General features: G+C 41.1%; 14 protein-coding genes. 4 read left to right on the plus strand and 10 right to left on the minus strand.

The window, feature by feature from the left end; genetic code table 11:
- The 8 genes from rseP to rpsB form a co-directional block, all read right to left on the minus strand.
- Positions 1–1,057 (minus strand): RIP metalloprotease RseP (gene rseP, locus ABYD77_RS13755; protein ID WP_372770699.1); only part of this gene is annotated, 1,057 nt, incomplete at its 3' end.
- Positions 1,057–2,262: a 1-deoxy-D-xylulose-5-phosphate reductoisomerase gene (ispC, locus tag ABYD77_RS13760; protein ID WP_372770700.1), complete on the minus strand. Its 1,206-nt coding sequence runs from the start codon at positions 2,260–2,262 to the stop codon at positions 1,057–1,059. The genes ispC and rseP, both read right to left, overlap by 1 nt.
- On the minus strand, positions 2,262–3,128 hold the full coding sequence (locus ABYD77_RS13765; protein WP_372770701.1) for a phosphatidate cytidylyltransferase: 867 nt from the start codon (positions 3,126–3,128) through the stop codon (positions 2,262–2,264). Before ABYD77_RS13765 ends, ispC begins: the two co-directional genes overlap by 1 nt.
- Before the next feature lie 20 nt (positions 3,129–3,148).
- Positions 3,149–3,910, minus strand: a complete 762-nt coding sequence (gene uppS, locus ABYD77_RS13770; RefSeq protein WP_372770702.1) for a polyprenyl diphosphate synthase — start codon at positions 3,908–3,910, stop codon at positions 3,149–3,151.
- A gap of 111 nt (positions 3,911–4,021) precedes the next feature.
- A complete protein-coding gene (gene frr / locus ABYD77_RS13775) occupies positions 4,022–4,579 on the minus strand; it encodes a ribosome recycling factor (protein ID WP_372770703.1) in 558 nt (185 codons plus the stop codon).
- A gap of 22 nt (positions 4,580–4,601) precedes the next feature.
- Positions 4,602–5,339 carry a UMP kinase gene (pyrH, locus tag ABYD77_RS13780; RefSeq protein ID WP_372770704.1) on the minus strand — a complete coding sequence of 246 codons (738 nt, stop codon included), beginning with the start codon at positions 5,337–5,339 and terminating at the stop codon, positions 4,602–4,604.
- A 119-nt stretch (positions 5,340–5,458) separates the two neighbouring features.
- Positions 5,459–6,310: a translation elongation factor Ts gene (gene tsf, locus ABYD77_RS13785; protein WP_372770705.1), complete on the minus strand. Its 852-nt coding sequence runs from the start codon at positions 6,308–6,310 to the stop codon at positions 5,459–5,461.
- Positions 6,311–6,421: 111 nt separating this feature from the next.
- Positions 6,422–7,150 (minus strand): 30S ribosomal protein S2, encoded by a 729-nt coding sequence (rpsB, locus tag ABYD77_RS13790; protein WP_372770706.1) that lies wholly within the window; start codon positions 7,148–7,150, stop codon positions 6,422–6,424.
- A 308-nt stretch (positions 7,151–7,458) separates the two neighbouring features.
- Here rpsB and map point away from each other — a divergent pair, with 308 nt between their 5' ends.
- The 4 genes from map (at position 7,459) to ABYD77_RS13810 (ending at position 12,219) form a co-directional block, all read left to right on the plus strand.
- A complete protein-coding gene (gene map / locus ABYD77_RS13795; RefSeq protein WP_372770707.1) occupies positions 7,459–8,250 on the plus strand; it encodes a type I methionyl aminopeptidase in 792 nt (263 codons plus the stop codon).
- A gap of 11 nt (positions 8,251–8,261) precedes the next feature.
- Complete coding sequence (glnD, locus tag ABYD77_RS13800) at positions 8,262–10,877, plus strand: [protein-PII] uridylyltransferase (RefSeq protein WP_372770708.1); 2,616 nt, start codon at positions 8,262–8,264, stop codon at positions 10,875–10,877.
- Between the two features lie 9 nt (positions 10,878–10,886).
- The gene (dapD, locus tag ABYD77_RS13805) at positions 10,887–11,714 is read left to right on the plus strand and encodes a 2,3,4,5-tetrahydropyridine-2,6-dicarboxylate N-succinyltransferase (protein WP_372770709.1); all 828 of its coding nucleotides are present in this window, start codon (positions 10,887–10,889) and stop codon (positions 11,712–11,714) included.
- A gap of 121 nt (positions 11,715–11,835) precedes the next feature.
- Positions 11,836–12,219, plus strand: a complete 384-nt coding sequence (locus tag ABYD77_RS13810; protein WP_372770710.1) for a hypothetical protein — start codon at positions 11,836–11,838, stop codon at positions 12,217–12,219.
- 26 nt (positions 12,220–12,245) lie between these two features.
- On the opposite strand, the gene ABYD77_RS13815 is transcribed toward ABYD77_RS13810, so the two are convergent.
- A complete protein-coding gene (locus ABYD77_RS13815; protein ID WP_010559688.1) occupies positions 12,246–12,587 on the minus strand; it encodes a 4a-hydroxytetrahydrobiopterin dehydratase in 342 nt (113 codons plus the stop codon).
- A gap of 13 nt (positions 12,588–12,600) precedes the next feature.
- Entirely contained in the window at positions 12,601–13,398 is a 798-nt protein-coding gene (gene phhA, locus ABYD77_RS13820; RefSeq protein ID WP_372770711.1) for a phenylalanine 4-monooxygenase, read from the minus strand.
- Positions 13,399–13,601: the final 203 nt, after the last annotated feature.

Here is a 13,601-nt window from a genome sequence, read left to right on the forward strand (position 1 = left end):
CAGAAACTTGTCCTGTTATCAAATTTACCACTGTTGCAAAACTTACTTTTATTAATTGAATTGTTTTATCAACACCTAAAACAATGGCATCAAAGACACCATATTGTTGTGTCGAAATCATCCACGATGGCCAATTTTCAACAAAGGGTATCACACCTAAGTAGCCTTGATTAAGCCCTTGATCATTTTTTTTGCTGCCCGGCGTCACTTCAATGTTAAGCTTCTCATCACCGCGGCTAATAGTAAGTAATAATGGCGTATTTGGCGAGCGTTGGATGCGGCTTACAAACACTTGCCAAGAGCTTACTTGTTCACCATCTACAAGGTGAATTGTGTCTTCGACTTGAAGTCCAGCAAACGCAGCAGGACTGCCCTTTTGCACATGACCAAGGCGCATAGTCTCTAACGGTCTAAATGGTTTGATACCTATATCAACAATTGGATTACCATCATCTTTTAATTGCCAATCTGATAAGTTGAGGTAGGTGTGTTGATAGCCTAAATCATCGTCTTTAACGCTAATGAGTACTTGTTGCTCGCCAATGTTTTCCATTAGTATTAACAAGGTTTCACGCCAACCGTAAACTTCTTTATCGTTTACAGCTGTAATTTGTTGCCCTGCTTGCAGCCGTGCTTGCTCAGCTAAACTGCCAGGTACCACTTCACCTATCACAGGTAATAATGAGCGCACACCCACCATATACATAATGGCAGATACAACAATGGCAAATACAAAATTTGCCATTGGACCTGCTGCTACAACTCCGATGCGTTGGTAAACAGATTTATTATTGAAAGCAGCAGCACGCATAGAAGGCGCAACATCTTCTACTCGCTCATCGAGCATTTTTACGTAACCACCTAGCGGAATAGCAGCAACAACATACTCAGTACCGAGTTTGTCATACCATTTAAACAGCGGTTTACCAAAGCCGATAGAAAAACGAATAACTTTAACGCCACAGCGTCTCGCGACCCAAAAGTGCCCATATTCGTGCACCACAACAATAATGCCAATCACTAATACGAAAGACAGTAAGTTCCACAAAAATTCCACTAACAACTCCCTGTAATCATGTTATTTGCCAGCGCACGAGCTTCACTATCCAGTTGTAAAATCTCGTCTAGATTATTTATTGCCATATGTTTGTGTTGCTTAGCAATCTCATTAAGCACCTGGGAGTTAATGCGGTAAATATCTAAAAAGCCAATCTTATTTTCAAGAAATGCAGCTACCGACTGTTCGTTAGCTGCATTAATCGCAGTAGTCGCATATTGACCTTCACTACATGCATCAATAGCTAACTTTAAATTTGGATAACGTTCAAAATCAGGTGCAATAAAACTAAAATCGACCATTTGCGTAAAATCGAGTGGCGCAACACCTGCGTCAATTCGTTTTGGATAAGCTAAAGCGTGGGCAATTGGCGTACGCATATCAGGATTCCCCATCTGCGCCAATACTGAGCCATCAGAGTATTGCACCATTGAGTGAATAATACTCTGTGGGTGGATTACTACCTGAATATCATCAGGCTCTGCATTGAATAACCATTTTGCTTCAATAAATTCTAAGCCTTTATTCATCATAGTGGCTGAATCTACTGATATCTTTTTACCCATATCCCAATTAGGATGGGCTACTGCTTCATCTACTGAAATATTGGCAAAGCTATTTAAATCGCGTGTTCTGAAAGGACCGCCCGAACCCGTTAAGAGTATCTTGCTTACGCCATGCTGAGCTAAATTTGCGCTGAAACAGTTTTCTTGCACACTCGATGGCATCGCCTGGAATATTGCATTATGTTCGCTATCAATAGGTAATAACGTTGCTCCAGAGCGTTTTACTTCATTAATAAACAGTTCGCCCGACATCACAAGCGACTCTTTATTGGCGAGTAACACGCGTTTACCTGCTTTAATCGCTGCAAGAGTCGGCATCAAGCCTGCAGCCCCAACAATAGCTGCCATAACAGAGCCTACCGACTCGTCACTAGCAACATCACAGGCACTTTGCTCACCACTAAGCACAGTAACAAATAAACCCTGTTGAGCTACAAATTGTGATAATTGCTGCGCTGCTTCAGCATCTTGCATTACAGCATATTGTGGTAAAAATTGTTTGCATTGCTCGGCCATTAACTGCCAGTTCTTACCCGCCACAAGCGCGAAAACTTGATACAACTCTGGGTTTCGTGCAATGACATCAAGTGTACTTGTACCGATAGATCCCGTTGAACCAAGTATTGTTACACGTTGCATTATGCCACCAAGGTCCAAGCATAAAATGCGGCAAAAAGAGGTGCAGCGGCGGTTAAACTATCAATTCTATCGAGAATACCGCCGTGACCTGGTAAACATGAGCCACTGTCCTTTAAGCCGACTTCACGCTTAAACATACTCTCTAATAAGTCACCAACTGCCGAGAAAAGTGCGACTACCGCAGCCATTGCCGCGTAAATAAACCATTTATTTGTTGGTACTTTTGTAAAAAAACAAAAAGCAAGCACAAAAATACCCGAGCAAATTAAACCACCCACTAGCCCTTCAATGGTTTTGTTAGGGCTTACTAACGGCATTAATTTGTGTTTACCTAAATTTTTACCTGAGAAATAAGCGCCGATATCAGCACTCCAAACAATACCCAACACCACCATGATAAGCACCGAGCCCTGTGTTGCATTTGTAGCGTATTCGCTGCTGCGCAGCACATTGAGCGCTAACCACATAGGAAGAAGCGTTAATAAACCGGCAATAGCACGCATCATCAATCCGCTGTGCCACGCTTTTGCTGTTCTTGGGTAGGTCCACACCAGTGCGCACGCGACTAGCCACCATGCGACGGCTAACGTAAAGACATAATTTGCAGAACCAATTAACTTGCCATTTTGCCATAAACTTTCAATTGGCCAGAACATATTCGCGATAAATAAAATAACTGCCGTACCCGCAACATAGCTAATGCGCGCTGGGAATTTCTTAAGCCCCATAAACGCGGACCACTCCCAGGCAGAGAGCAGCACAATTAAACCCGCAATTAGACTGAAAAGCTCAAGTGGAGTGAAAAATACAAGCGCAAGCGCTGCTGGCGCTAACACCAACGAAGTTAAAATACGTTTTATTAACAAATCAAATTACCCTTTTAAAATCACGATTGAGCAAGTAGTTCTTTTATTTGTTCGCCAGTACAACCAAAGCGACGCTCTCGTGAAACATAACATGCGATTGCATCTGCAAACGCTTGTTCATTAAAATCTGGCCAAAGTGTATCAGTAAAATAAAGTTCAGCATAAGCAGCTTGCCATAATAAAAAATTGCTTATGCGTAAATCGCCACCAGTGCGAATTAACAGGTCAAGTGGCGCTTGTTCATGCATGCTAATGTACTGCGATAGTTTATTTTCATCAATATCATCAGCAGATAAAACACCTGATTCAACTTGTTTAGCCAGTTGTTTTGCAGCTTGAGCGATATCCCATTGGCCACCATAATTAGCTGCAACGTTTAGTGTTAGACCAGTGTTTTTCTCAGTCAACTGTTCAGCTTTAACTACGCTTTTTTGTAGCTTGTCAGAGAAACGGCTAATATCACCTATCACCTTCAACTTAACATTATTTTTATCGAGTTTTTTTACTTCGTTGGTCAATACAAACATGAAGAGTTCCATTAAGGTAGTCACTTCTTGTTCAGGACGGCGCCAGTTTTCACTGCTAAATGCAAAAAGCGTTAACGATTCTATGTTCAGTTGGCGACAGAATTTCACCGCATTTCTAACTGACTCAACGCCCTTTTTATGACCAAACACACGAGGCTTACCCTTTGCTTGCGCCCAACGTCCATTACCATCCATAATTATGGCAATATGACGCGGTAAGCTTTGTTGAGTAATAGCATCCTTGGTGATTGTCATTTAGTCTCATTTCCTAAAGTAAAAAGCGCCGTCTAGTATACCCTAGACAGCGCTTTAAAACTAATAATTTAGTTGTTCAATGATTGAACGCAAAAGCGCTCAATAATTGCTTTAGATTTCCATTAATTCAGCTTCTTTAGCAGATAAAATAGCATCCATTTCTTTGATGTATTTATCCGTTAGCTTCTGAACCTCGTCGTCACTTTGACGCGCTTCATCTTCTGAAATCTCTTTATCTTTAAGCAGTGCTTTAACGTCTGAGTTAGCATCACGACGGATGTTACGAATTGCAACACGGCCACCTTCAACTTCACCTCGCACGATTTTAATAAGATCTTTACGACGCTCTTCTGTAAGCGGAGGTAATGGTACACGAATAACGGTACCCGCTGACATTGGGTTTAAACCTAAATCTGACGCCATAATTGCTTTTTCAACTGCTTGAGTTAGTGTTTTGTCAAACACAGTGATAGCAAGTGTTCGGTTGTCTTCAATTGTCACGTTACCCACTTGGTTAAGTGGTGTGTCTGCACCGTAGTAAGATACTTGAATACCGTCTAAAAGGCTTGGGTGCGCGCGGCCAGTACGAATTTTTGATAATTGAGAGCCTAGCGCGTCAACACTCTTTTGCATACGTTCTGCAGCATGCTGTTGGATTTCTTTAATCACGTTAATCTTCCTAACTAATAGCTTATTCTGCTGATTTATGTGTAATCAGCGTACCTTCATCTTCACCAAGGATAACACGTTTTAACGCGCCTGGTTTATTCATATTAAATACACTGATTGGCATATTGTGGTCACGAGCCAGGGTAAATGCCGCTAGGTCCATCACCTTTAATTCTTTTTCGATTACTTCGCTGTAAGTTAAAGTTGGATAAAGTGTTGCCTCTGGGTTTTTCACCGGGTCATCACTGTATACACCATCAACTTTTGTCGCTTTTAATACTGTGTCAGCTTCAATTTCAATACCACGTAAACAGGCTGCTGAGTCTGTTGTAAAGAATGGGTTACCTGTACCTGCTGAGAAAATAACAACACGGCCAGTTTTCAGTAAGCTAATTGCTTCTGCCCAGTTATAAGCATCACATACACCGTTCAGTGGAATTGCTGACATCAGACGTGCATTAACATATGCACGGTGTAGCGCGTCGCGCATTGCCAAACCGTTCATTACCGTTGCAAGCATACCCATATGGTCGCCAACAACACGATTCATGCCGTTTTCAGCAAGTGTACCACCACGTAGGAAGTTACCACCACCGATTACCACACCTACTTCAACGCCTAACTCTACAAGCTCTTTAATTTCTTGTGCCATACGGTCAAGAATTGATGGGTCGATACCAAAGCCTTCTTGGCCCATTAGAGCTTCACCGCTTAATTTCAATAAAACTCGTCTAAATACTGGCTTACGATTTGTGTTCATAGTAGTCCTGGCTGAAAAAGTTGCAAAAAATAACCGCGCTAATTATAGCGCGGTTATTCTAAAGAATTTTATCTCTTAGCGCAAAAGCAAAAGCCATTTTGCTAAGTGAAAAAAGTCGATTACTCGCCTTTAGCTGCTGCGATTTGTGCAGCTACTTCAGCAGCGAAGTCTTCTTCTTTCTTCTCGATACCTTCACCTACTTCTAGGCGAATGAAACCAGAGATAGTAGCGTTCTTCTCTTTAAGGAACTCACCAACTGATTTCTTAGGTTCCATGATGAAAGGCTGACCAGTAAGAGAGATCTCACCAGTGAACTTCTTCATACGACCAACAACCATCTTCTCAGCGATTTCTGCAGGCTTACCTTCGTTCATTGCGATTTCAACTTGAACCGCTTTTTCTTTCTCTACAACCTCAGCAGGAACATCTTCTGGGTTAAGGAACTCAGGCTTAGAAGCAGCAACGTGCATTGCAACGTGCTTAAGTGTTTCTTCGTCAGCTTCACCAGTTACAACAACACCGATACGGTCGCCGTGACGGTATGCAGCAGCGCTAGCGCCATCGATGTACTCAACGCGACGAACGTTGATGTTTTCACCGATTTTAGCAACTAGTGCAACACGTGTTTCTTCGAATTGCTCTTTAAGTGCATCGATATCAGCTTTTGACGCAGCAGCTGCATCAAGAACAGTGTTAGCAAAACCTAGGAAGTTTTCGTCTTTAGCAACGAAGTCAGTTTGACAGTTAACTTCAAGAAGTGCAGTGAAACCTTCACCTTGCTTGATAAGGATTGTACCTTCTGCAGCGATGTTACCCGCTTTCTTAGCAGCTTTAGCAGCACCGCTCTTACGCATGTTTTCGATCGCTAGCTCGATATCACCGTTAGTTTCAGTAAGTGCTTTTTTACAATCCATCATGCCAGCGCCTGTGCGCTCGCGTAATTCTTTAACTAGGGCAGCAGTTACAGCCATTAGTATGTCCTCAAATCCAAAATCTATTTAAAATAAGCGGGAGCAAGCTCCCCCTAATCATCAGAATATCAAGCTTTCTATGATACTTTCATGAAAGCTTGATAAGCGCTATTACTCAGCTTCTACGAAATCGTCTTTTTCAGCTTGAACAGCGATGTTGCTTTCACGGCCTTCAACAGCCACGTCTGCTACAGCGTTAGTGTAAAGCTGGATAGCACGGATAGCATCGTCGTTACCTGGGATGATGAAATCAACACCATCTGGGTTTGAGTTAGTATCAACAACAGATACTACTGGGATGCCTAGGTTGTTTGCTTCTTTAATAGCAATGTGCTCGTGATCAGCGTCGATAACGAAGATAGCGTCTGGAAGACCGCCCATGTTCTTGATACCGCCAAGGCTCTTTTCAAGCTTTTCCATTTCACGAGTAAGCATTAACGCTTCTTTCTTAGTTAATTTTTCGAAAGTACCGTCTTGGCTTTGAGTCTCAAGGTCTTTAAGACGCTTGATTGACTGACGAACTGTTTTCCAGTTAGTTAGCATACCACCTAACCAACGGTGGTTTACATAGTACTGGTCAGAACGTAGTGCAGCTTCTTTAACTGCTTCGCTTGCAGCGCGCTTAGTACCAACAAAAAGGATTTTACCTTTGTTAGATGCTACGCCTTTAAGGAAAGACATTGCTTCGTTAAATAAAGGTACAGTTTTCTCTAGGTTGATGATATGTACGCGGTTACGTGCACCGAAGATGAACGGCTTCATCTTAGGGTTCCAGTAACGAGCTTGGTGACCGAAGTGTACGCCAGCTTGTAGCATATCGCGCATAGAAACGTTTGCCATTTTAATATTCCTCTGTAATTTTGGGTTAGGCCTCCACATATCCCATAGCACCAACAGTTTGCTTAATTAAGCGCCTTGCACCCAAGTGTATGTGCCGATATGTGTGTGTGTTAAAAATTAAAGTTTAAGTGTATTCACTACAATCAACTTAAAAATCCCGAGGAAATTTAAATTTTAATTGTAAAAATACGGCGCGCTTTATACCATATTAACAATCAGAACTCAAATTTTATGAGTAATTTTCAGTCAAACGAACTAAGCAAATCGATGTCGTGTTTGACCATAATTTAAAGAATTTTGGAGCCTAAATGAGTGCAGTGATTAAAACCCCAGCTGAAATTGAAAAAATGCGAGTTGCTGGGCGCTTAGCAGCTGAAGTATTAGAAATGATTGAACCTCACGTGAAAGTGGGCGTAACGACTGATGAACTAAACCAAATTTGCCACGATTATATCGTAAACGAGCAAGATGCTATTCCAGCACCGCTAAACTATCACGGTTTTCCAAAGTCAATTTGTACCTCAGTAAACCATGTTATCTGTCACGGTATTCCGAATGACAAGCCATTAAAAGATGGCGACATCATTAATATCGATATCACGGTAATCAAAGATGGTTATCACGGTGATACATCTAAAATGTTTTACGTAGGCCAGCCATCGATTCAAGCAAAACGCTTATGTGAAATTACACAAAAAAGCTTATACCTTGCTATCGAAATGGTTAAACCGGGTGTTCGCCTTGGTGACATTGGCGCAGCAATTCAAAAATACGCTGAAGGTTTTAACTATTCAATTGTACGTGAATATTGTGGTCACGGCATTGGCGCTGAGTTCCACGAAGAGCCACAAGTAATGCACTATGGTAAGCCTGGTACTGGTGAGGTACTGCAAGAAGGTATGTGCTTTACAATCGAACCAATGGTGAACGTTGGCAAACGTCAATGTAAGCTGCTAAAAGACGAATGGACAGTAGTAACAAAAGACCGTTCATTGTCAGCACAATGGGAACACACCCTACTTGTGACTAAAAACGGAGTTGAAATTCTTACGCTACGATCAGATGATGAGCTTCCGAGAGTGATCGAACATAGCGCATAAGAAGGCCATCAATGGCAATAACAAAAAAATTTACACAGTTGCTCGCTAAATGCGAGCAACTCGATGATTACAAAAACCTTCTAGAACAATTTTACCTGTGGCTCGAAGAGCAATTTTCACATCAACCTGTTGAGCGTTTAGTTAAGGCACGAGCAGAGTTAATCGACGCTATTTTAAGTCGTCTCTATTATCAGTATCAATTGCAAACGCATGGCGATATTATTGCCATTGGTGGTTATGGACGCGGTGAGTTACATCCGTTTTCCGATATCGATTTTTTACTGCTAGTCAATAAAGAGCCAAATAAAGAAACGCAAGAAATTATTTCTCAATTTGTGACCTTTTTGTGGGATTTACGCCTTGATATTGGTCACAGTGTACGCACCCTAAAACAAACCATTGAACAAAAGAAGAGTGACGTCAATTTTGCCACCAGTTTACTCGAATCTCGCCTTGTTTGTGGCGTTCCAGAAAACTACCAAACTTTACAAAAAAAATTAATTGAATCATCTACTTGGAAGTCAGACGCTTTTTTTATTGCCAAGCGTGATGAACAGGCTGTAAGGCATGCCAAATGTCATGGCACCGCGTATAACCTTGAGCCTAATCTAAAAGAAAACCCCGGTGGTTTGCGCGATGTACAAACCATTATTTGGGTAGCAAAAAAGCACTTTCGTTCGCAAACTCTTGAAGAGTTGGTAGAGCACGGGTATTTAACCTTTGAAGAACATCAAGAGCTGCTCGAATGCATTGTTAATTTATGGAATATTCGTTTTGCGCTGCACCTTGCTGCAGGGCGCATGGAAAACCGTTTACTGTTTGACTATCAGCCAATTGCAGCAAATTTACTAGGGTTTGGTGATGATGGACGTGCCGCTGTTGAGCGTATGATGAAGCGTTTATTTCGCATTATGGGACGGGTACGTGAACTTAACCAAATGCTGCTCTCTTATTTTGAGCAAAGCATTTTAAGTGGCCATGTAAATTACAAGGTCAGTGATATTAACAACGATTTTGAGCAAATTGGTCATCAAATTCGCGTTAAAGATCCGCAAGTATTTTTCCATCGCGAAAAGATTATTGCGCTGTTTTGGCATATTGCAGATAACCCACAAATTACCCATATTTACCCAAGCACCATTCGCCTTTTACGCCAAGTAAGGCGCCGTTTGCTTGGCGATTTACAGGATTATTCCCTTTGTCGCGCGATGCTGCTTAAACTAATTTCGCACCCAAATGGCATGGGGCGCGCATTTACGTTAATGCACAAACACGGCATTTTATCGGCCTATTTACCGAACTGGCGTAATATTGTCGGGCAAATGCAATTTGATTTATTTCATGCCTACACGGTAGATGAACATACTCACCGTTTAATCCAAAACCTATATCATTATTTCCAGCCAGAGTGTGCCAATACGTTCCCACTTTGCCGTGAAATTGTGGTACGTATGGAAAAACCAGAGCTGCTCTATTTAGCCGGTATTTTCCACGATATAGCCAAAGGTCGTGGTGGCGATCACTCAGAGCTTGGTGCAGTGGATGCCAGAGAGTTTGCGAAACTGCATGGCTTATCCTCTTTTGAAGGCAAGTTTATTGCGTGGCTTGTTGAAAACCATTTACTTATGTCAGTCACAGCCCAGCGTAAAGACATCAACGACCCAGATGTAATTGCGGAATTTGCAGCAAGAGTTAAAAATGAAAAACAGCTCGATTATCTCTATTGCTTAACCCTAGCCGATATTCGCGCGACCAATGATAACCTTTGGAATGATTGGAAAAGCACGCTACTTCGTGATTTGTATGTTCATACACAGCGCGCGCTGCGACGCGGACTTGAAAATCCAATGGACTTACGTGACCAAATTCGCGACAAAAAAGATCAAGCAAAACAACGTTTACTTAATTTAGGCTTTGCTGAAGAACAAATTGATGCGCTATGGCTGCGTTTTAAACCAGACTACTTTACCCGCTTTACAGCACAAATGATTGCGTGGCAATGCGAACATATTTTAGCAGCCAAAGATCCTAGCAAAGGCATTGTTTTACTCTCAGGAAAACCAATAAATGGCGGCAGCCAAGTATTTGTATATTGCCCAGATCAAGCCAATTTAGTTGCACGCTTGGTAGCGGTTTTAGGTGCCAAAAAAGCTAATATTTTGCACGCACAGATTATGAATACCAAAGATGGCTATGCGGTTGATAATTTTGTTATTTTGGAGCAAAACGGCGAACCTGTAACAAGTCAAAGTCGCGCTAGCTCTATCAAGAAGTCAATTCAGCAAGTCATTGATGAACCAAATAAAAAGCTGCGTTTAAAGAAAGATCGTAAAAAGCGCTTTAAAGATTTTAATATCAAACCGCGCGTTATTGTCTCGCAGCATGGCCGTAAGGACAGAACCCTTGTCGAAATTCAAGTGGTTGACATTCCTGGCTTATTAACCAAAATAACCGATGTATTTTCAAGTTTAGCGTTACATATCCACGCTGCGCGGATCACAACCATAGGTGAACGTGCAGAAGACTTCTTTGTGGTATCAAACGCAGACTATGACGCATTAAATGAACAAGAAAGTGGCGTGTTGAAAAACCGCTTACTTGAAAAATTCAATTCCGAAAACGATTAAAGGCACACCATGGAACATTTAAAATTAACCATCGAACAAGCATGGGAAAATCGCGACAATATTTCACCATCATCTGTTACAGATGATGTTTTCAACGCAATTAACGAATCCCTCGCTCTATTAGATTCAGGTAAAGCACGTGTGGCTGAAAAAATCTCAGGTGAATGGGTTGTACACCAGTGGCTTAAAAAAGCTGTTTTATTATCATTTAGAATTCGTGACAACGCGCCAATGAGTGATGGTGTTAACCAATTTTACGACAAGGTACCACTTAAATTTACTGACTACACACCAGAGCAATTTAAGCAAGAAGGCATGCGCGTAGTACCAAACGCGGTAGCTCGTCAGGGCAGCTTTGTTGGCAAAAATGTGGTGTTAATGCCTTCTTATGTGAACATTGGCGCTTACGTTGATGAAGGCACAATGGTTGATACATGGGCAACTGTTGGTTCATGCGCACAGATTGGTAAAAACGTTCACCTTTCAGGTGGTGTAGGCATTGGTGGTGTTTTAGAGCCATTACAAGCTAACCCAACCATTATCGAAGATAATTGCTTTATTGGCGCTCGTTCTGAAATTGTTGAAGGCGTAGTGGTAGAAGAAGGCGCAGTAATTTCAATGGGTGTTTATATTAGTCAAAGCACGCGAATTTATGACCGTGAAACGGGTGAAACTCATTACGGCCGCGTACCAGCTGGCGCAGTTGTTGTACCAGGCTCACTGCCATCAAAAGACGGCTCACACAGCCTATACGCAGCAATTATCGTGAAAAAAGTTGACCAGCAAACCCGTGAAAAAGTGGGTATCAATGCCCTACTTCGCTCTGTTAGCGAGTAATAGTTTTAAAATTTAATTTAAAAGCGCCTAATGGCGCTTTTTTATTTTCTTCTCATTTAACTTATTGTTAAATTTACAACTATATGCTTTAGTATAAAAAAACTACTAAAATATTAAGTCAATGATTGCTTCATTCAGAACATTTTCTTTTCAAGAGTTATCTAAACCAACACTGACGTTTTACCTATTCTCTTTGTTATTATGTATTGGGTATTGGTTGTTAAATCAGCATTTAATTCTATCAACCACTAACAGTAATTCATTTTCAAACCAAGTTTTCCAAACAAAAACCGTTCGAGTCGAAATGAAATATGCATTTTCAACTCTTGAAAAAACCATGGCAAAATTTAAACGTCCGGAAACGCTTGAAACATCGATCAATTGTTTTCAAAACGTATGTGATATTACATTTAAAAACAAGTATCGAGATAACTCTGAAGCGGCGATTTTGGCAGAATCCATTTATGAGTCTCAAATCCCAATACCAAAAAAGAGCGCTAATTAGCGCTCTTTTTTATGATTTAGAAGTGATTAGTCTTCTAGCAGTGCATCTGTTTTAGCTGCACAAATAAAGTCATTTTTATGAAGACCTTTAATTGAGTGGCTCCACCAAGTAACCGTTACCTTGCCCCACTCAGTTAAGATACCAGGGTGATGACCTTCGTCTTCTGCCATTGCACCTAACTTGTTAGTAAACTCTAATGCTAGTTTAAAGTTCTTGAACTTAAAAACACGCTCTAATTGCATAATGCCGTCAACCACAATTGGTGTCCAATCAGGAATTTGCTTAACTAATACAGCTAACTCTTCATCTGAAACTTTTGGTGCGTCAGCACGACACGCTTCACATTTTTGAGCACTTAATTCAGACATAATAAACCCTTTTCTAACTTGCTTTCTTTTGTTTAGGTGGAAATAGTGGCTCATGGAGCCCTAGCGCTTTTGCTTTTTCTACAAGCGACATAATATCGAGCTGAGAAATATCAAATAAATCTTCAATCGCATTAATGGTGTAATAGAGCGGTTGCATAATATCAATACGGTATGGCGTTCGCAGCACATCTAGCGGCTCAAGCGGTTTGATTTGAGGCTCATCTGAGTACACATATTGTGTCTCACCTGGGCTGGATAAAATACCGCCACCATAAATACGTAAACCATCTTTGGTTTGCATTAAACCAAACTCTACAGTAAACCAGTATAAACGCGCTAAATACACACGATCTTTTTTCTCAGCAGCTAAGCCAAGTTGGCCATATTTATGCGTAAACTCTGCAAACGCAGGGTGCGTTAACATCGCGCAGTGGCCAAAAATCTCGTGGAAAATATCTGGTTCTTGTAAGTAATCAAACTCTTCACGTGAGCGAATAAAGGTCGCCACCGGAAACTGTTTGTTTGCAAGTAAACGGAAAAACTCATCAAAGTCGATAAGTGCAGGTACAGGTGCACATTCCCAACCCGTTGTTTCTCGAAGTACTTTACTTACCTCTTCTAGCTGAGGAATACGGTCTATCGGCAGGTTTAGCTTATCTAAGCCGTGCATATACTCATCACACGCTTTATTTTTTATACATTCTAACTGACGTGCGATCAGCTCTGACCAAATTTGATTTTCTTCATCAGTCCAATTGATAAACCCATTATCATCTGGCTGCTTAGAAATATAATTACTACTTTTGCCCATAAATTTTACTCTTTAACAGCAAGCAAGTCGCTTGCTTAAGCACAACATCCAAACGATTAATTATGTCATTAACTGCCGGATTCAGATGTTCTAGATGTTATGACAAAGTTACATAAAAGGTAATGATCATGGCTCTTTTGGAAATGCAGCACACGCTGAAATTTGTATCATTAAATTTACACAAGTGTATACAAAAAAAGACA

The organism is Pseudoalteromonas sp. (assembly GCF_041629635.1).
In the GTDB taxonomy this organism is placed as follows: Bacteria; Pseudomonadota; Gammaproteobacteria; order Enterobacterales; family Alteromonadaceae; genus Pseudoalteromonas.